General features: G+C 66.4%; 13 protein-coding genes. All 13 read right to left on the bottom strand.

All coding sequences use genetic code 11. The features are described from left to right. Positions 1 to 43: 43 nt before the first annotated feature. The 13 genes from glgB to tagH all read right to left on the bottom strand — a co-directional run bounded on the left by glgB (position 44) and on the right by tagH (position 19,073). Positions 44 to 2,251, bottom strand: coding sequence for a 1,4-alpha-glucan branching protein GlgB (gene glgB / locus RM543_RS04480; protein WP_311689682.1), 2,208 nt, complete (start codon positions 2,249 to 2,251; stop codon positions 44 to 46). Positions 2,252 to 2,737: 486 nt separating this feature from the next. After that, positions 2,738 to 5,131, bottom strand: a complete 2,394-nt coding sequence (locus RM543_RS04485) for a glycogen/starch/alpha-glucan phosphorylase (protein ID WP_311689683.1) — start codon at positions 5,129 to 5,131, stop codon at positions 2,738 to 2,740. A gap of 258 nt (positions 5,132 to 5,389) precedes the next feature. Next, positions 5,390 to 5,899, bottom strand: a complete 510-nt coding sequence (locus RM543_RS04490; protein ID WP_311689684.1) for a flavin reductase family protein — start codon at positions 5,897 to 5,899, stop codon at positions 5,390 to 5,392. A 328-nt stretch (positions 5,900 to 6,227) separates the two neighbouring features. Continuing rightward, positions 6,228 to 9,065 carry a type VI secretion system ATPase TssH gene (gene tssH, locus RM543_RS04495; RefSeq protein WP_311689685.1) on the bottom strand — a complete coding sequence of 946 codons (2,838 nt, stop codon included), beginning with the start codon at positions 9,063 to 9,065 and terminating at the stop codon, positions 6,228 to 6,230. Between the two features lie 47 nt (positions 9,066 to 9,112). Next, on the bottom strand, positions 9,113 to 10,123 hold the full coding sequence (tssG, locus tag RM543_RS04500; RefSeq protein WP_311689686.1) for a type VI secretion system baseplate subunit TssG: 1,011 nt from the start codon (positions 10,121 to 10,123) through the stop codon (positions 9,113 to 9,115). After that, entirely contained in the window at positions 10,120 to 12,081 is a 1,962-nt protein-coding gene (gene tssF, locus RM543_RS04505) for a type VI secretion system baseplate subunit TssF (protein WP_311689687.1), read from the bottom strand. The genes tssG and tssF overlap by 4 nt, the downstream gene beginning before the upstream one ends. Then, complete coding sequence (locus RM543_RS04510) at positions 12,078 to 12,632, bottom strand: type VI secretion system baseplate subunit TssE (protein ID WP_311689688.1); 555 nt, start codon at positions 12,630 to 12,632, stop codon at positions 12,078 to 12,080. The genes tssF and RM543_RS04510 overlap by 4 nt, the downstream gene beginning before the upstream one ends. A 127-nt stretch (positions 12,633 to 12,759) precedes the next feature. Continuing rightward, positions 12,760 to 13,245 carry an Hcp family type VI secretion system effector gene (locus RM543_RS04515; protein ID WP_116085636.1) on the bottom strand — a complete coding sequence of 162 codons (486 nt, stop codon included), beginning with the start codon at positions 13,243 to 13,245 and terminating at the stop codon, positions 12,760 to 12,762. Positions 13,246 to 13,294: 49 nt separating this feature from the next. After that, positions 13,295 to 14,788, bottom strand: a complete 1,494-nt coding sequence (tssC, locus tag RM543_RS04520; RefSeq protein ID WP_311689689.1) for a type VI secretion system contractile sheath large subunit — start codon at positions 14,786 to 14,788, stop codon at positions 13,295 to 13,297. 47 nt (positions 14,789 to 14,835) lie between these two features. Next, complete coding sequence (tssB, locus tag RM543_RS04525; RefSeq protein WP_311689690.1) at positions 14,836 to 15,357, bottom strand: type VI secretion system contractile sheath small subunit; 522 nt, start codon at positions 15,355 to 15,357, stop codon at positions 14,836 to 14,838. A gap of 96 nt (positions 15,358 to 15,453) precedes the next feature. Continuing rightward, positions 15,454 to 16,782, bottom strand: a complete 1,329-nt coding sequence (locus RM543_RS04530; RefSeq protein WP_311689691.1) for a type VI secretion system protein TssA — start codon at positions 16,780 to 16,782, stop codon at positions 15,454 to 15,456. Between the two features lie 84 nt (positions 16,783 to 16,866). Beyond that, the gene (locus RM543_RS04535; RefSeq protein WP_311689692.1) at positions 16,867 to 17,379 is read right to left on the bottom strand and encodes an OmpA family protein; all 513 of its coding nucleotides are present in this window, start codon (positions 17,377 to 17,379) and stop codon (positions 16,867 to 16,869) included. 143 nt (positions 17,380 to 17,522) lie between these two features. Then, positions 17,523 to 19,073: a type VI secretion system-associated FHA domain protein TagH gene (gene tagH, locus RM543_RS04540; protein ID WP_311689693.1), complete on the bottom strand. Its 1,551-nt coding sequence runs from the start codon at positions 19,071 to 19,073 to the stop codon at positions 17,523 to 17,525. Between the last annotated feature and the right edge of the window lie 84 nt (positions 19,074 to 19,157).

A 19,157-nucleotide genomic window follows, 5' to 3' on the forward strand; every position in this document is an offset into this window, starting at 1 on the left:
AGGTCTCCCCCCGTACCGTTTACCCTTGGACCGTCGGATCTCCTCATCCCTCCCTGACGAGGATGACCGTGCTCAGCGGGGGAAGCACCATCGTGGCGCTGGCGGGCTGGCCCTGCCAGTCGCCGGGTTTGGCGGTCACGCCCCCCATGTTCCCCCGGTTGCTGCCGCCGTAGACACCGGCGTCGGTGTTCATCGCCTCGCGCCACTTGCCCGCGGCGGGCAGGCCGACGCGGTATTCGGGCCGTTCGACGGGCGTGAAGTTGCTGACCACCACCACTTCGGGCGAGGCGTCGAAATTGCGGCGGACCCAGGCGAAGGTGGAGTTGTCGGCGTCATTCGCCTCGATCCACTGGAACCCATCCTCCTCGCAGTCCCGTGCGTGAAGCGACGGCTCCGCGCGGTAGAGCGTGTTCAGATCGCGGACGAGGCGACGGATGCCCTCATGCTGCGGCTTGGAGGCGGTCTCCCAATCGAGCTGGGAGCTATGGTTCCACTCGGTCGGCTGCGCGAACTCGCTACCCATGAAGAGCAGCTTCTTGCCCGGATGCCCCCACATGAACCCGTAATAGGCGCGCAGGTTGGCGAGCTTCTCCGCCTCGCTGCCCGGCATCTTCGTCAGCATGGAGCCCTTGCCGTGCACGACCTCGTCGTGGCTGATCGGCAGGATGAAGTTCTCCGAGAATGCGTAGTGCAGGCCGAAGGTCATCTGGTGGTGATGATGCTTCCGGTAGAGCGGATCCTTTGCCATGTAGCTGAGCGTGTCGTTCATCCAGCCCATGTTCCACTTGTACCCGAAGCCGAGGCCGCCCGTATGGACAGGCGCGGAGACGCCCGGATAGGACGTGCTCTCCTCCGCGACCGTCATCACGCCCTCGGTCTCGCCGTAGGTCATCGTGTTCATCTTCTGAAGCATGGCGATGGCTTCGTAATTCTCGCGCCCGCCATCCTTGTTCGGCACCCATTCTCCTTCGGCCCGCGAGTAATCGCGGTAGAGCATGGAGGCGACGGCATCCACGCGCAGCCCGTCGACGTGGTATTCCTCGAGCCAGTAGAGGGCGTTGGAGACGAGGAAGTTGCAGACCTCGATCCGACCGTAATTGTAGATCAGGGTATTCCAGTCCTGGTGGAAGCCCTCCCGCGGGTCGGCATGTTCGTAAAGCGCGGTGCCGTCGAAACGCTCCAGCCCATGCTTGTCCGACGGGAAGTGCCCGGGCACCCAGTCGAGGATCATGCCGATGCCCTTGCGGTGCGCGGCATCCACGAGGTCGCGGAATTCGTGCGGAGGACCGTGGCGGATCGTCGGCGCGAAGAGACCGACCGGCTGATAGCCCCAGGAGCCGTCGAAGGGATGCTCGCTGACCGGCATCAGCTCGATATGGGTGAAGCCCATGTCATGGACGTAATCGACGAACTGTTCGGCGGCTTCCTTGTAGGACAGCGGCCGCTTGCCCTCCTCCGCGATGCGCTTCCAGGACCCAAGGTGAGCCTCGTAGATGGAGATCGGGGCGGAGCGACCGTTGCGGCCCTCGCGGCTGTCCATCCAGTCCTGATCGTGCCAGCCGTAGCCGGTGATGTCGCGAACGATGGACGACGTCTGCGGCGGATGCTCCGAGCCGAAGCCCACCGGGTCCGCTTTCAGGGGCTGAAGCTGGCCCTCGGCGCCGACAATCTCGTACTTGTAGGCAGCGCCCTCGCCGATACCGGGCAGGAAAATCTCCCACACGCCGGTCGATCCCCGGCGGCGCATCTGGGCGCGCCGGCCGTCCCATGCGTTGAACTCGCCGACCACCGAGACCCGCCGCGCACTTGGCGCCCAGACCGCGAAATGCGTGCCGCGCGTGCCTTCATGCTCCAAGACGTGGGCCCCGAGGACCTGCCAGATACGCTGATGCGTGCCCTCGCCGAGGAGATACTCGTCCATCTCCCCCATGACGGGACCGAAGCGATAGGGGTCCTCGACGTCCCACGTCTCCCCGCCGGGCCCTGTGCCCCTGAGGGTGTAGTCGCCGTCCGGAACGGGACCGCGGAAGAGCCCCTCCGCGCCTTCCACGGGCTCCAGCGGATGCGACGTTCCTCGGGCGACGGCCGCAAGCGATGCGGCGCCCGGATCGAATGCCGTCACCGTCCTGTCCGTGCCGGACCCGTGTGGACCGAGCACGGCGAACGGATCGTCGGAGCGTCCTTCGATAATGCTGCGGTGCGCCTCGGGCGAGGCGGCGGAGGCGGGGTGTGAATTCTGTGTCTTGGCCATGGTCCAACGCTATCCTTCGCCGAGCCAACATCAAGAAACCGGGGCGGTTCCTGTGGGGAACAGGCAAATATTTCTACGAAGGTGCCGGGGATTGAGGCGCAGGTGCAAGCCCCACGGGACCACCTCTCGCCGCCATCTACCGGCGCGGGGCCGCCGGATCGGGGTCGTCACCGGGCAAAAAGGCCAGCAGGCAAGGGGCAACGGAGGTGCCCGCTGCGCGGAGCTGCACCTTGCGCGTCAGGATACTTAGGCGGGCGGAGGCGACGAACCTGCGTCTCGCCCCCGGCGTCGCGCCTTCGCGTCATGGTGTGCGGGAAACAGCCGGACCCCACCCGGATGGCCGATAGGGCCGGCGGCGCCCTCGATATCGTCGCGCGCCGAAGGGCGCTTCGCGCCCGGTCGGCCCGGCCCTGATTTCGGCACCGGACCGGCTCTACCCTGCGAGGTCACGCCCCGGAGCCCTGAGGGCGCCGGGGCTGCCGCGTTCTACTCCGCGGCTGTCGCGAAAGCGCGGCTGGAGCGGATGTCCCAGATATCGGCCATGTAGCCGCGGATCGTCCGGTCGGAGGAGAACCAGCCCGACCGGGCGGTGTTGAGTGCGGCGGCGCGGGTCCAGGCGGCGGTGTCGCGATACGCGGCATCGACCTCGCGCTGGGCGCGCCAGTAATCGGAGAAATCGGACGAGACGAGGAAGTAGTCCGGCCCCGTGACGTTCGCGACGACGCCGTGATACCGGTCCGGCTCCTCGGGGGAGAAGACGCCGGAGCGGATGGCCTCCAGCGCCCGCGCTAGGCGCGGATCATCGGCGACGGCCCGGGCGGCATGGTTCTCGACGCGGCGTCGCTCCACGACCTCCTCGGCGGTCATCCCGAAGAGGAAGAAGTTGTCGGCACCGACCCGTTCGCGGATCTCCACGTTCGCGCCATCGAGCGTGCCGACGGTCAGCGCGCCGTTGAGGGCGAATTTCATGTTGCCGGTGCCGGAGGCTTCCTTGCCGGCCGTCGAAATCTGTTCCGACAGGTCCGCGGCAGGGATCAGGCGCTCGGCCAGCGTCACGTTGTAGTTCGGCGGGTAGATCACCTTGAGGAACTTGCTGGTCACCGAATCGGCATTCAGCACGCGGCCGACGTCGTTGATCAGGTGGATGATCTCCTTGGCGAAGACGTAGCCGGGCGCCGCCTTGCCGGCGAAGATCTTGACCCTCGGGGTCCAGTCCGCGTTCGGATTGTCCCGGATCTCCTGCCAGAGCGCGACGGTCTCGATGATGTTGAGGTGCTGGCGCTTGTACTCGTGCAGGCGCTTGATCTGGATATCGAACATGGCAGCGGGGTCGATCTTCTCGCCGAGACTATCCTTGACCCAGGCCGCGAGGTCTTCCTTGTTGGCGCGCTTCGCCGCGGAATAGGCGTCGAGGAAGGCGGGATCGTCCACGTGGTCCTCGAGGCGGCTGAGCTGCTCCAGGTCGTCGACCCAGCCCTCTCCGATGCGATCGGTCGTCAGCGCGGAGAGCCGCGGATTGGAGGACAGGACCCAGCGCCGCGGCGTGACGCCGTTGGTCTGGTTGACGATCCGTTCGGGGTGCAGCGCGTGCAGTTCGGAGAAGACCGTCTTCTTCATCAGCTCCGTGTGCAGCGCGGAGACGCCGTTCACGCGATTGGCCATGATGAAGCTGAGTTCGCCCATCTTCACCTGCCCGTGCTCCAGGGCCGTGACGGTGCGGCCCGGGTTCAGGCGCGCATGCCATTCGTCGATCCGCGCGATGAGGGCGAGGTGGCGCGGCAGGAGGCGGCCCATCAGCCCCTCGGACCAGCGCTCCAGCGCCTCGGGCAGAAGCGTGTGGTTCGTGTAGTTCAGGCAGCGGCGGGCGAGGTCCACCGAGGCGTTGAACTCGATGCCCCGCTCGTCATGCAGGAGGCGAACGAGCTCCGGCCCGGCGATGGCGGGATGCGTGTCGTTGAGCTGGATCGCAACCTTCTCGGGGAGGAGCGCGATGTCGTCATGCTCGCGCTCGAACCGGGCGAGGATGTCCCGCAGGGAGGCGGCGGTGAAGAAATATTCCTGCTTGAGACGCAGCTCCTTGCCCTGCTCCGTCGTGTCGTCGGGGTAGAGCACGCGAGAGATGGTCCGGGCCAGCGTTCCGGGTTCGGCCGCGGCGACGTAGCGGCCGGCGTTGAACGCCGCGAGGTCGAACGCGTGGGCGGCCCTCGCTTCCCAGAGACGCAGGGTATTGGACCAGCTGCCCTGCCAGCCGACGACGGGGGTGTCGTGGGCGGAGGCGATGACATGCTCCGCAGGGGTCCAGATGCAGCGACCGTTCTCCTCGTGGACCTCGCCGCCGAAGCCGATCTCGAAAGCGACGTCCGGACGCTCGAATTCCCAGGCGTGCCGCTGGGAGAGCCAGTCCTCCGGCTCTTCCATCTGGCGACCGTTCTCGAAGGTCTGGCGGAAGAGGCCGTGCTCGTACCGGATGCCGTAACCGATGGCGGGTGTCCCGATCGTTGAGAGCGATTCCAGGAAACAGGCGGCGAGACGCCCGAGACCGCCATTGCCGAGCGCGGCATCCGGCTCCGTCGCGACGACGGCGTCGTAATCGACGCCGAGGTCCAGCATCGCGGCTTCGGCCTGCTTGTCGAGGCGAAGGTTCACGACCGCGTCCTCGAGGAGGCGTCCGATCAGGAACTCCATCGAGAGGTAGTAGACGCGCTTCATCCTGCCATCCCGGGACGTGCGCATCGCGTCGTGCCAGCTTTCGGTGATCCGGTCCCTGACGGTGTAGGACAGCGCCATGCGCCAGTCGTACCGGGTCGCCATCTCGGCTTCCTTGCCCAGCGTATAGGTCAGGTGGCGGAGAATCTCGGAGCGAAATTCGGTATGTGGCATTGGTCTCTCCGGTCAGGGCGGCACGATGTCCGCGCTGGGGGATTATTTACTATACGAGTTTCCGGCCGGTTATCGCAAACGGGCAGGAGCACGGGATTTGTCTCGGATTAGATGCTTTTCACTGTGCCAAGGCCCGCGATGCAAGGCCTCAGTGAGCGATCGGGGCGGATTTGTGCCGTTCGGAGCGCATGGCGAGGCAAGGCACGAGGACGCATCGCCGGTGCACAAATTTTAGGCAAGGTCCCGACGTTGCCCACTTTATTGCCATTCGGCGAAGCGACCGAAGGCGCCTTGCGCGAACAGAAGCGGGGTGCCCGTCCCGAGGGTGACCTTCTCGATCTGGCCGAGAACGATGGTGTGATCGCCGGCGGGGTGAGCCGCGTAGTGCAGGCATTCGAAGCGGGCGAGGCAGTCGGGCAGAAGGGGCGTTCCGGCCGCGCCGTGTTGCAGCTCGATCCCGTCGAAGTCCCGCCCGGAGGCGGCGGCACGGCGGGCCAGGTCTTCCTGGTCGTCCTTCAGGACGTGGACGGCGAAATGCCGGGCCTCGACGAACGGGTCGTGCCGGGCGCTCTTGCGGGCCGGGGACCACAGGACGAGCGGCGGCTCCAGCGACACGGAGGCGAAGCTGTTCGCCGTCATCGCGAGCGGGCCGTCCGGCGCGGCGCAGGTGACGATGGTGACGCCCGTACCGAAATGCCCCAGCGCCGTGCGGATGGAGCGAAGGTTGGACGGATCGGGCTCGAAGGCAGTAGGCGCAGCGTCTGTCATGGGACACGTCTTAGCTGGAACGAAGGCCGAAACTAGCCCGGAGGCGACTTAAAGTTCCGCGCACGGTATGTGCGGCAAAGAAGACGCCCCCGGATCAGGGGCGCCTTTATCATGCTTGAAATGCACACATCGGGGAACGTCTGCGGCCCCGTCCGGAGGGAATGCCGGGGCCGCTTGCAGCCCTGACAGCCCAGTATGACAGGGCGATGAGGAAGGCGTGACAATCTCGTAAAGGATGGGGCAGGCGAGAGCCCGGGACGGCCGGGGCGCCCGCCACCCGCGGGCCGTCGCGGCAAGGCGGGGGGCGGGTGCCCCCGGCCTCCTCCTTTCAGGTGAGCGCGTAGGTGAAGCCGCCTTCGCCGGTATCCACCTTCACCTCCCTGATCTCCTCGCCGGCGACGGCCTTGTTGAGGATCTGGCGGGACAGGTCGGGCAGGATGGAATTGGTGATGATGTTGTCGATCATCCGGCCGCCCGAATCGGGATCCTGGCACTTGCCCACGATCTCTTCGATCACTGCGTCCGAGAAGCTCATCGTCGCGCCGTGGTTCGCCTTCACCCGCTTGACGATGGAGCCGAGCTTGAGGCGCGTGATCATGCCGATCACGTCCGACGAGAGCGGGTAGTAGGGGATCGTCACGATCCGCCCCAGAAGCGCCGGCGGGAAGACGTCGAGCAGCGCGGGACGAAGCGCCTCGGCCAGCGCGTCGGGGTCCGGACGCGCGGCGCCGCGGGCCGTCAGGTCCATGATGACGTCCGTCCCGGCATTGGAGGTCAACAGGATCAGCGTGTTCTTGAAGTCGATCTCCCTGCCGGTGCCGTCTTCCATCCTGCCCTTGTCGAAGACCTGGAAGAAGAGTTCGTGAACGTCGGGATGCGCCTTCTCGACCTCGTCGAGCAGGACCACTGAATAGGGCTTGCGCCGTACCGCCTCCGTCAGACGCCCGCCCTCGCCGTAGCCGACATAGCCCGGAGGCGCGCCCTTCAGGAGGGAGACCGAATGCGCCTCCTGGAATTCGCTCATGTTGATGGTGATGACGTTCTGTTCGCCACCGTAGATCGCCTCGGCCAGGGCCAGCGCCGTCTCCGTCTTGCCGACGCCGGAGGGGCCGGCGAGCATGAAGACGCCGATGGGCTTGTCGGGATTGTCGAGCTTGGCGCGGTTCGTCTCGATCCGTTTCGCGATCATCTTCAGGCCATGATCCTGACCGACGACGCGCTCCTGAAGGCGGTCGGCGAGGGTGAGGATCGCCTGCACCTCGTCCGTCACCATGCGCCCGACGGGGATGCCGGTCCAGTCGCCGACGACGGAGGCGACGGCCTGCGCATCCACGTGGGCGTAGATCATCCGCTCGTCGGGATCGCGGCTCTCCAGCTCCGAGACCCTGGCCGCAAGCGCGCTGCGCAGGGCCTCGGCATCCTCCTCCGAGGCGGGGGCGGCGAGCGCCGGATCGATCTGTGGCGCCTCCGCCGCGGCATCGCCGGGGGCGTCGGCCATCGGCTGGGCCGGCGCGGCCTCCTCCTCGGCGGCGCGCGGCGGCGGGGTCTGGTCAGGCTCCGGCGCGGAGGGGCTTTCGGGATCGGCGGCGGGGTTCCGGTCGACCGGAAGCCCTGCTGCGCTCGCGTCCCCGGTCAGCCGCGCACGCAGCTCCAGCACATCCGCCACCACGGCCTTCTCCGCCTCGTACATGGCCCTGAAGTCGTCCAGCTCCGCCTCGGTGGCTTTCAGCTCCTCCCTGATCTCGGCGATCCGGTCTTCGGCGACCTCACCGAGATCGGCCTGCCGCTCCTTGGCGGTCAGCTCCTTGGTCAGGCTGTCGATCCTGGCTTGTGCATCGGCGATGATCGCTGGCGTCGTGCTCTGCGAGATGGCCACGCGGGCGGCCGCCGTGTCGAGCAGGGAGACCGCCTTGTCGGGGAGCTGGCGGGCCGGGATGTAGCGGTGGGACAGCTGGACCGCGGCGACGATGGCCTCGTCCGAGATGCGCACGCCGTGGTGCTTCTCCATCGGCCCCATGATTCCGCGCAGCATGTAGCAGCATCGGTCCACGTCCGGCTCGTCGATGGTGATCGGCTGGAAGCGGCGGGTGAGGGCGGGGTCCTTCTCGAAGTACTTCTGGTACTCCATCCACGTCGTCGCGCCGATCGTCCTCAGCGTACCCCTGGCGAGGGCGGGCTTCATGAGGTTCGCCGCGTCCCCGGTCCCGGCCGCGCCACCGGCGCCGATCAGGGTATGGGCCTCGTCCACGAAGAGGATGATGGGGGTCGGAGAGCCCTGGACCTCGTCGATCACCTGCCGGAGGCGCTGTTCGAACTCTCCCTTCATGGACGCGCCGGCCTGCATCAGGCCGATGTCGAGCGACAGGAGGCGAACGCCCTGAAGCTGTGGCGGCACATCCCCCGAGGCGAGACGCTGGGCGAACCCCTCGACGACCGCTGTCTTTCCGACGCCGGCCTCCCCGGTGAGGATCGGGTTGTTCTGCCGGCGCCGCATCAGGATGTCGACGATCTGGCGGATCTCCTCGTCGCGGCCCACGATGGGATCCATCTTGCCGGACTTGGCATCCGCGGTCATGTCGATGCAGAACCGGTCGAGCGCCGTCGTCCCGCGCCGCTCCTCCCCCTCGCCGGCGGGCGCAGCGCCGCCGCCGCCGCCGAGCCCGGACCCGTCCATCGGGCGCATGTCCTCCTCCTCGGAGGCGGCCCAGACGGAGCGGGCATCGTTCGCGACGGTGGTCGGATCCAGTTTCGAGAGGGTGGGCGACGTATTCTCCAGCGCCTGGGAGAGCGTCTTGTCCTTCAGCATCCCCACCAGCATGTGCCCCGTGCGGATCGAGGGCTCGCCGAACAGGAGCGTGGCGTAGTGCCAGCCGCGGTCCAAAAGGTCGATCACGTGGGAGGAGAAGCCCGGCATCTCCGTGACGTTCTGCTTGTAGCTGTCGATGGTCTTCTGCGTCTCGATCATCACCTTGGAGCGATCGACGCCGTAATTCTGCAGGGCGATGGTGATGTCCGAGCGGTCGTTCATCAACATGTGCAAGAGCCAGTGACTGAGCTCCACGTTGCGGTGGCCCTCGTTCTTGGCGTGGCGCAGGGCCTTCATGAAGGCGTCGTAGCCGGTCCGGTTCAATTTGCCGGCGACTGTCTCCAGGCTGATCTCAGACATAAATGCATCCCCCGTCGGTTTGTTATTTGTCTTCTACTAAAACGTCGTCATGCCGCCTCGTGCAGGCTGAACGTGGCGCCGGTAATGCTCTCGCCGGGCTCCGCGTCCCCGGGATTGGCCCAGCTGGTCCAGCCGAGCTGTCCCGCCTGGCCGAGCCGGGCGGCCGGACGCGCGGTGGCGGGGAGGGTCAGCTCCACGTCGAAATCGACCGTCTCGCCGAGATAGAAGCGCACGAGGTCAGCGAGGTGTTGAAAGGCGGGCTGGCCGGGCAGGAAGGAGCGGTACTCGTCATAGGATGTGGTCCGGATCTCGATCACAGCCTTGTCGTTGATCGAATAGACCCGCGCGCCGGCATGGGTAGTCCGCCCCAGTTCGGCGCCGGTCCGGCCCATGCGGGTGAGATCGCTCTGCTCGAAATCGAGCCACATGCCGACCCGCTCCCGCAGACGCGCCTCCACCCCGAGGATGCCGCGGATCACCGTCTGAAGGCGCGCGGCGGACTTCACGCGGCCCGCCATCAGCCCGGCATAGGGCAGCTTTGCGCAGTCCGGGATGCTGTCCCGGCCCTTCGCGTCGGGCGTGCCGATGCCGATCATCGAGCCGACGTAATCGGCGAAGCGGTCGTCGTCCGGCCGGTCGAACTGCGCGATGGGCCGGGCATCGGCCCAGGCCCGGAAGAAAAGCTGCATCAGCCGCGTGGCGAAGATATCCACGAAGCGCACGAAGCTGTCGTCCCGCCCCTGCTGCCAGCGATAGGCCTCGAGTGTGGTCAGGAGCGGAAGCGCGCCCTGAGGGCCGAAGAAGCCGAGGAAGCGGGCCCGCAGTTGCACCGGCCCGTCCTTGTCGAACTCGGCGGACTGGATGTTCGAGGCGGGAAACTCGTAGAACGGATCCTGCCCAAGCCGAACGATCTCCTCCCGCATCACCGGCGCGCGACCGATGCGGGGCTTGTCCGGATGCATCCGCTCCAGCTCCCGCAGGAGGGCGAGGATGTCGAACCGCCACGGCTCGTCCGCAAGCTCCTCGCGGCGGGTCCGGGGCTCGGACGGGGCGCTCACAGCAGCGGCCCCGTGCCGGAACGGGGCGGGAAGCGCATGACCTCGCCGCGCTGGTCGGAGGCGAGGACGGTCTCGGTGAAGCTGTTGATATGAGCGTAATCGGCGAAGAACCGGTCGAGCACGGCGCCGATATGCATGATGCCCGCCCCCTCGAAGGCCCGTTCGTCGAAGCGGACGGTGACCTCCGTGCCTCTCGCTGCATGGAACCCGTCGGGCCGCCTGAGAGAGCGGGTGATGGGGCGGGCGGTGATGGAGGAGAATCCGCGCAGCTGCCGATCCGTGATCGCGTCCCCCACGTCTGCGAAGAGCGACAGAAGCTCCCGAAGGCCCCCGGCCGGGTCGTCCGCGCCGCGGTCGCTCAGGCCCAGGTGGTTGAAGGACAGCATGTTGACGAGACGCCAGAGCACTTCGCCGTGCTTGCCGGTGCGTGGATCGTTGCGTTCGATCTGGGCGATCGAGGTCCGGGGCAGGGTCGGCCCGGAGATGCAGCTCAGCGCGACCTCCATGTCATCCACCAGCCGGAAATCGACGGCGGATTGGCCGATGGGCAGTTGCTGCGTCAGGTGCCGGTTGGAGCAGAGCGCGGTGACCTGGAGCCGCTGGACCCTGTCCTTGTCGTCGAGCCCGGCCGGCTCGTAGAGGGACAGGAACGTCTCCGTGCCGATGTAGTCGCCGCCGAAGCCGAACCGGCGCTCCTTTTCCGTCAGGCGCCGGGGTCTGCGGCGGATCGTGTAGTAGAGCGCATCCTGCGGCCGGATCTCCGCATCGGGCAGCGAGTAGAGCCTGTGCACGCGGACCTTCTTGCGCACGCCCGCGTAATGGGCGGCGACGGAGGCGATGCGGTGGATCTCGTAATTCACCGACGGCGCGCTGTCCGGCACGACGATGTACTCGTTGTGCCTGGGATCGGGCTTCACCTTGCTGCACTGTTCCTCGAAGAGGTTCACCGCCGGAACGGCATAGAGCCGGAAATTGTCGGGTCCGATCAGCGGCGCGAGGCGGGGCTGGGCGGTATCGAACTCGATCAGGATGTCGAAGGCGGGCGCCGGAATGCGGGACACGAGCGCCCGGAGCCCGGTCAGCCGGAAGCCGAGGAACTTCTGCGGCAGGACGTAGAATTCGCGCAAGAGGTTGAAGCCCGAGAAGATCTTGTCGTCCTCGGGAAAGAGCGCCTCTTCTTCGCGGAAGCCGATCTGCTCGATCATGCCGGGCGGGCAGGGCAGGAAGACCGGATCCCCGGCCTTGTCGAGGTAGCGCAGGGTGATCCGGGCGGTGTTCGCGAAGAGCTGCTCGTAGAGGGAGACCATGTCGGGCCGGTTGCCGTTGAGATGCACGGGCAGCTCGTCGAGCTGCACCTCGTCCACCAGCGCGGGCTTCCGGCCGATCTTCGTGACCTCTTCGAGGGAGCGCTTCTTGTTGTCCGTGCGCCGCACGATGCGCAGGCGCAGACCGGCCGAGGTCTCCGGCAGGACATCGAGGCCGAGGGACTGGATCGGACCCGGGCTCGGAAGGTAATCCGCCTTGTCGATGTCCAGGGGCCAGACGGTCAGTGGCGCGGAGAGGCGGAACCGGCAGGACACGCGCTGTTCGCGCTCGACATAGGTCGCGTCGAGATAGGCACCGGCGGGATGGCAGGCGCCTTCGGTCAGCGCCGTATCGGTGAAATCGGGCCGCGCCTGCACGATCATCGCCGCCGGGGTGGGGGCGAGGTAGTTGGGCAGGAGCTGGTCGAGCAGGTTCGTGGTGAAGGTGGAGAACTCGGATTGCAGCTTGAGCTGCACCCGCGCGGCGAGAAACGCGCTGCCCTCCAGAAGCCCGGCCAGTCCCGGATCCAGCTTTTCCTCCGTCAGGCCGCCCAGACGCTCCGCGATGCCGGGATAATCCTCCGCGAACTCCCGGGCACGCTCGTAGAGGATGGCGAGCTCGCGGTTGTAGGCTTCGAGAAACTCGCGGTTCATTTCGCGCCGCCGATCCTGTTGAAGGCGATCTTCCCCGATCCGACGTCGATCTCGGCGATGAATTCGAGCGGAATGTCGACCGGCCGGCAGGCCATCTCGGCGGAGATGTCGAAGATGAACTTCTGATCCACATCGTCCACCGCCTCGTGCAGCCGGATCTCCATGCTTCGTGATATGAAGCGGGGCTCGTTGGCCAGGAGCGCCTCGCGCAGGTCGCGGGTCAGGGCGCGCACCGCCTCGCCGTGCTCGGACACGAGGGACAGATCGACCACGCCGTAATTGAGGATCGATCTGCGAACGTAGGGAAACGGGCCGAGATCCTCGGCGGCGGCGAGGTTGATCGTGTTGGCCAGCTTGTTGAGGTCGATCTCGAGATCGGCCTTGAGCTGCGCCTCGTTGGCGCCGCGCCTGCGGTTCGCGCCGCGGTCGCTCAGAACGCGCGCGCCGTCGCGGTATTCGTGCTCGCCTTTCCTCGCGTCCTTCGCTTCGAACGCCTCGCGAAAGGCATACATGAGCGGAACCTGGAGCGGCTGTCTGGACAGATCGGCCACGGCGATGCCTCCCCGCTATGCGCTGAAAACGAACGGGGCGGGCCACATGAAGCGCCCGCCCGCGTGTCTCGCCCGTCAAGCGGCGCGACGGCTCTGACCGTCGCGCGCCTGCGGTGGGTCTCGCCGATCAGAAGCCTTCGGCGTTCGCGGCGATGTCCCACTTCATGTCCGGCTGGGCTCCGGAACCGCCGGTCTTCGTCTGCTCCACGTACTTGTACTTGAAGGAGCCGAAGTTCAGCGTGACGTTCTCGGTCAGACGATCCTCGCCGCCGCTGCCGCCCAGCGAGACGGAGGACACCAGGATGTCCTTCATGTCGATGATGAGATATTCCAGCGGGTTCTCGCCGGCCTTGCGACACACGAGCTTGGCGTCCGGGATGTGCTTGCCGTTCGAGCAGTGCATCGCGAGGATCGGCGACGACTTGTCGATGTACTTCGTGAAGCTGATGTCCTGGAAATTCGCTTTTCCGGCACCGGAGCCGCCACCGATATGGGTGGAACCGGAGTTCGACATTCCGAAGGACCAAGCCAGGACGTCGATCTCGTCCTTGTGGGTCTTGTCCTGCGCCTCGCCTTTGATGCCGTTGATCTTAATGAACATGTCAACTGCCATTGGAGCTCTCCTTGTTGGCAATGGATGGGTGATTCAATCCAGGTTGAGTTTAATTGGCGCCTTGCGGGAGCCTGGATACCAGGGACATCCCGATATCCATTCCTTCCATCTGGAAGTGCGGACGAAGGAAAAATTTCCCCATGTAGTATCCGGGGTTTTCCTCGTCTTCGATGACCTCGATCTGAGCGGCGGCCAGCGGCTTTTCCGCCTTCGTCCGCTCCGAGGAGGTCTCCGGTGAGGGATCGACATACTGGTTGATCCAGGCGGTCAGATCCCGTTCCAGCTGAATCTTCTCCTTGTTGGACCCGATCTGATCACGGACCATGCACTTCAGGTAATGGCTGAAGCGCGACACGGCGAAGATGTAGGGCAGCCGGGAACTCAGGTTATCAGCGGCGGTCGCCTCTTCCGTCTGATAATTCTTGGGCTTGTACAGCGACTGGGCTCCGATGAAGGCGGCCTTGTCGGTGTTCTTGCGATGAATGAGGCTGATGAGCCCCGCGCGGGACAGTTCCGCCTCGCGGCGGTCGCTGATCGCGACCTCCGTGGGGCACTTCAGATCGCGCGAGCCGTCATCGGTGTCGAAGGTATGCTGCGGAAGGTTAATGACCTCGCCGCCGGCCTGGACGCCGCGGATGCGGACGGTCCAGCCGTATTCCTTGTGCGATCGGGCGACATTGGCCGCCATCGCGTAGCAGGAATTCATCCAGGCGTATTTCTCGCCGGTATGGCCGTCGGTCTCTTCCTCGAAATTGAACGTGTCGACCGGCAGGTTATTCTGGCCGTAGGGCTCACGGGCGAGCATCCGGGGCGCGGTGAGCGCGACGTAACGGCTGTTCTCGCTGTCGCGCAGCGATTTCCAGCCGGCGTAATCCGGGGTCTCGAAGATCGACATCAGGTCGGTCGGATTGCCGAGCTCGTTCCAGCTGTCCATGTTCAGCAGGGACGGGCTGGTCGAGGAGATGAAGGGCGCGTGGCTAGCCGCGGCGATCTTGCCGAGGTCCCGCAGCAGGCGCACGTCGGCCGGCGAGTGGTCGAAGTAGAAATCTCCGACGAGGGTGCCGTAGGGCTGCCCGCCGAGCTGGCCGAACTCCTGCTCGTAGATCTGCTTGAAGAGCGGGGACTGGTCCCACTTGGCGCCCGGATACGAGCGCAGCTCCCGTTCCAGCTCCTTCTTGGAGACGTTCATCACCTTGATCTTGAGCTCGGAATCGGGCTCCGAGTTCATGACCATGTAATGAAGGCCGCGCCACGCGCTTTCGACCTTCTGGAATTCCTCGTGGTGGATGATCTCGTTCATCTGCGAGGTCATCTTTTCGTCGAGCTTCGCGATCATCTCCGAGATCGTGTCGAGCACGTCTTCCTTGATCACGGTCGAGTCCGACAGGGCCGTCTTGACCAGCGTCGAGACGGCGTTCTCGACCTCGCTGGCCGCGTTCTCGGAGCGCGGCTTGAAGTTCTGCTTCAGAAGGCTCGAGAACTCGTCGAGTTCGGTTACCGCACCGCCGGCCGCGCCGGCTTCCCTTTGGGCTTCGTCTGCCATCTCTACGCTATCCCACTATTCCAGTTCGAGCCGATCGAGCCGGCAGATTACGTGTCGGCGTCCGTGTCCTTGCCCGTGTCCTTCTCGGCGAGAAGGGACATGAGCTTGGGATCCTCGAGGAGCTGCCTGAGCTGATCCTGGGCCTTGGACTTGCCGTTCATGTAGCGCTGGAGGTTGGCGAGCTGATCCCGCGCCTCGAGCAGTTTCGCGAGGGCCGGAACCTGCTTGGCGATCTGGCCGGGGTCGAGATCGTCCATGCTCGCGAAGTCGAGTTTCACGGAGAGCTTCTCGCCCTCGGCATCGCCGAGCTTGTTGTCGACATTCATCGACACGCCGGGCGCGACGGACGCCATGTAGTCGTCGAAATTCTCGGTATCCACCTGCGAAAACTTGCGCTCGGCAACAGGATCCTTCTCCTTCTCGGAGGCATTGCCGGACAGATCGCTCATCACGCCCATGACAAAGGGCAGTTCGACATTCTTTTCCGCGTCGTAGGGATCCGCGTAAGAAATGTTCACGCGAGGCGGACGATTGCGTTTGATGAAACCAGTCGCCGAGTCAGAGGCCATGTCAAATCTCCATCAATATGGCGTCATAAGAGCCACGGGGGGGGCTTTTTGTCAAACCTTTTGACGTTGCGCCAATCATGCCGCGCGGCTCTGCCATCACTCCGAGTTCATCGATGCGAACAGCTCGCTCACGATCGCAGAGAAGTCCCGGTTAAGGTAGGTCTTGGCCTTGAAGAGGAGCACCGGAACCGGGCTCGACGGCTCCATCTGGCGAAAGAAGGATTCGGTCGCGGTGATCAGCGCCGAAGCTTCCTGCCGCGTGCCGCAGGAATAATCGGGAACGTCGCCCTCCTCCCCGAGCAGCGAATCGACGTCGTAGGTGTCGGCCGCAAGGCCGCGGAGCGTATCCGCCGCCAGCTCGAAGCCCGTCTCCGATCCGAAGTCGATCTTGGCGTAGGAGGCGACGTTCGGGAGCAGCGTATCGAGCGCTTCCGTCAGCGGGCGCCCGATCAGCTTTCGCGCCTGCCGCACGAGGAGAAGCCCCGGCGAGGACGGTTCGGTGCGGGCGTAGTAGGTCTCGACGGCGAGGAGCGCGGCGGCGGCTGCGGCGTGGCTGGGAATGTCGCCCGGTTGGGCGATGGTGATCGTCATCGTCCCGCCCTCTGCGGGGGCCGCGAGGCCGGCCTCCGCGGGGGCGCCGTCCTCGGCCGCAGCCTCGTCCTCCGTCTCGCCGGCCTCTTCCCCCGACAGGTCGGGCCGCGCGCCCGCGATGAAGGCGTAGAGTTCGTTCAGGCACTCGGTCACGGCGCCGAGCGTGGGGGCGAAACTTCCGCTGTCGGCCGTCCGGCAGGCCAGGGAGATCGCGGCGAGTGCATCCCTGGCCTCGCTCACCTGCCCGAAGACCTTCTCCACCGCCTCGGCGTTGTCGGGGGAGCGCAGGGCGGTCATGATGCTGCCGGCATCAAGCACCTTCTCGCTCTCACGCGCGGGCTTCTTGCCGGATGCGACCTGGTAATCCCGCAGCGATATGTAATCGAGGCGCCGGTCGCGGAAGAGGGGGGCATGCTCGATGGGCATGACGATGGTGGAGCGGTCGTCGAGCAGCTCGATCTGGTTGCGCCGTTCGGTGACGCCACCGCCGATCTGCGGGTGCACGTCCGTCCAGTACTCCCTCAGAAGGCCTGACATACCCTTGAGACTGCGGGAGAACCCGTCGATCCGGCCGGCCAGGGCGTAGAACTTCGCTTCCAGCGACAGGAGCCGCAGGTCCCGCGACTGCGCGAGCAGCGTATCGATCTGCGCCGTCTCGCCCTTGAGGTCGATGGAGGTGCGGTCGAACGGCTCGCCACCTTGCAGGAAGCGTTCCGGAATCCGCGCGAGCGCCTCGTAGTAGTAGTCGATGAATGCGTCGTCGCCCTCTTCCTCCATGTCAGGCCCGCAGGGCTGATCGTCGGAAATGGGCTCAAGAAGTTTCTCGTGATCCATGGTGGGTCCGAATGAAAATGCCGCCCCGAGATTGACGGGGCGGCATCGTCATGTCCAGCGGCAACCCCGTGCGGGCGCCGATCGCTACTGAAGATCGATCCGCAGCTCGACGCGGCGGTTCTCGGGATCGAGCGCGTCGCCGGTGCGGGGCTCGCTCTCGCCGAGGCCGACGGCGGTGAGCCGCGCCTCGGAGACGCCGAGTTCCGAAAGATAAGTTTTCACGGACGCCGCGCGCTCTTCGGACAGGCCGAAATTGTAGCCCTCCACGCCGCGCGCATCGGTATGTCCTTCCACGACGAAGCGGGCCTTGTTCAGCCGCTCGTCCTTCAACGCTTCGGCGAAAACGGCGAGGTTCTCCCGCGCCTCGGCGGTCAGGTCGGCCGAATCGAGCTCGAAGTTGATGAGCATGTCCATGCCCTGCGGCTCGGGCGGCGCACATTCCTGCGCGGTGCCGATGCAGATCCCCCGATTGAGGCCGAGATCGGCGCTGTCCACGAGGAAATTCACGACATCGCCGGGAGAGTAGGGGGTGTCCTGCGCCGCCGCGCCGGTCGCGATCGCGGCGAGAAAGGCGGACGACAGAAGAATGCTGCGCATCGCTGATAATCCTTTCCTGAAACTGCCGGGACGATACCCCAGGCGGAACTCCAAGTCAATTTGGCCGCGGCGCCGAAACCCCTGCATGAGCGGCCCCCGGGCCATGTTATGGGCTGTTCTGACGCAGCGTAACTTCCCCTGCGTCAACCCTGTGCGATGCGGTCGTAGGCCTTGGAATAGTAGACGTTGAAGACATCCAGTATCCCGTTGTCGTAGGGCTCGGTCTTCGCATCCCATCGCTCGACGAAGATCTCCCAGGCCCGTGCGCTCTTGTTGGAGAACCGCCCGCCTTCGACCTTCTTCTCGATGGTCTCCGGCGCGAGGTCGTCGATGAGCTCGGCGAGCGCCGGCTGGATCGCTGCGAGCATCGCGGCCTGGTGCTTCTTCACGTCCGAAAAACCCGACTGCACCGCCTCGGCGCCGCGCATGTAGCCCGGTCGTCCGGGGCCGAACATCATGCCGAGCGCGTCCTCGACACCGGCCGAGAACTTCAGCGGGGAGTTCGCCTCGTTGTTCATCATCGTGCGGCTTCCGGAGCGCAGGGACACTTTCGTCGCCGTCCGGGCCTTCAGAAGCTCGCGCAGTTCGGCGGTCATGATCCGCAGCGCCCGCCCGATCTCCTGGGCGACCTCCTGCGGCGCGGCGCCGTCGAACGTGTCGGGCTGGATCCCCGCGCCGTCGCAGATCGCACGGAGCATGGCGGTCTCGGCGGCGCTCCCTCCCGCCGGGGACGGGGTCGCCGGGGCAGGCGCTGGCGAAGGGGAGGCCGCGGGCGCGGGCGTGGGCCGCGGCCGGGCCGGCTGCGGTGCGGCGGGGCGGACCGGCGGCGGCGCGCCGAACGGGGAGGGACCGTCCTCGCCCGCCGGCGGCGCCGCCGGGCGTTGTGGCGCGGGGGGCGCCCCGAAGGACGCGGCGTCGTTGGACGGCGCGGCCGGCGGGCTGCCGAAGGGGGACGCGCTTTCCGGCGGGGCCTGTGGAGCAGCGGCCGGCGGGGTGCCGAAGGGGGATGCGCTTTCCGGAGGGGCCTGCGGGGCAGCGGCCGGCGGGCTACCGAAGGGGGACGCGTTCTCCTGCGGGGGCGTCGGGGCAGCGGGCGGAGGCGTGCCGAAGGGCGAGGCGCTTCCACCGGCGGGCGGCGATGCCGGCGGCTCAGCGGGGGGCGCGCCGAAGGGCGATCCGCCACCCGGCGCCGCATGTCCGCCTGCGCCGAACGGCGCGGCGCCGCCCGGAAGATCGATATGCGCGTCGCCGAAATCGGGAAGGCGGCTCGGCGGCGGAGGTGTCGGGTCGAACCCGTCATCGGAGGCCGCTCCCCCGACGGACCAGATGTCGCCCGCGCTCGGAGCCGCGGCGCCGCCGCCGGGCGCGGCGAGACCGGCGGTCCGGACCGACGCGACGATGAGGTAATGGCCGACCTGGAGCCGATCCGCCTCCTGGATCTCGTAGGGGCTCTTCACCCGCATCGACGCGCCGTTGACGAAGGTGCCGTTCGTCGAGACGTCGTAGAGCATGTACCGACCGCCCTCGTGGCGGATCTCCATGTGACAGCTCGAGACGAAACGGTTCGGGTCCGGCAGCGTCCAGTCCATCCCCGGATCGCGGCCGATCTCGGCGCCGCGTTCGTCTACGCGAAATTCGATCGGGCCGCCGTCGGGGAGGCTGTCGGCATTGTCGATACGCAAGGTCAGGGTCATTTGGTCCGCCCGTGGCTGGTCTTGGCCCGTACCGCTGCCGGGCCGCGTCGGCGCCGCTGTCCCGCCGGGGGACGGGAACGAGCG

It is taken from the genome of Tropicimonas omnivorans (assembly GCF_031846565.1).
Taxonomy (GTDB): domain Bacteria; phylum Pseudomonadota; class Alphaproteobacteria; order Rhodobacterales; family Rhodobacteraceae; genus Tropicimonas_B; species Tropicimonas_B omnivorans.

Excerpts from the sequence above, each read along its gene's own strand:
- glgB (WP_311689682.1), bottom strand. The coding sequence starts at position 2,251 with ATGGCCAAGACACAGAATTCACACCCCGCCTCCGCCGCCTCGCCCGAG.
- RM543_RS04485 (WP_311689683.1), bottom strand. The coding sequence starts at position 5,131 with ATGCCACATACCGAATTTCGCTCCGAGATTCTCCGCCACCTGACCTAT.
- RM543_RS04490 (WP_311689684.1), bottom strand. The coding sequence starts at position 5,899 with ATGACAGACGCTGCGCCTACTGCCTTCGAGCCCGATCCGTCCAACCTT.
- tssH (WP_311689685.1), bottom strand. The coding sequence starts at position 9,065 with ATGTCTGAGATCAGCCTGGAGACAGTCGCCGGCAAATTGAACCGGACC.
- tssF (WP_311689687.1), bottom strand. The coding sequence starts at position 12,081 with ATGAACCGCGAGTTTCTCGAAGCCTACAACCGCGAGCTCGCCATCCTC.
- RM543_RS04515 (WP_116085636.1), bottom strand. The coding sequence starts at position 13,245 with ATGGCAGTTGACATGTTCATTAAGATCAACGGCATCAAAGGCGAGGCG.
- tssC (WP_311689689.1), bottom strand. The coding sequence starts at position 14,788 with ATGGCAGACGAAGCCCAAAGGGAAGCCGGCGCGGCCGGCGGTGCGGTA.
- tssB (WP_311689690.1), bottom strand. The coding sequence starts at position 15,357 with ATGGCCTCTGACTCGGCGACTGGTTTCATCAAACGCAATCGTCCGCCT.
- RM543_RS04530 (WP_311689691.1), bottom strand. The coding sequence starts at position 16,782 with ATGGATCACGAGAAACTTCTTGAGCCCATTTCCGACGATCAGCCCTGC.
- RM543_RS04535 (WP_311689692.1), bottom strand. The coding sequence starts at position 17,379 with ATGCGCAGCATTCTTCTGTCGTCCGCCTTTCTCGCCGCGATCGCGACC.
- tagH (WP_311689693.1), bottom strand. The coding sequence starts at position 19,073 with ATGACCCTGACCTTGCGTATCGACAATGCCGACAGCCTCCCCGACGGC.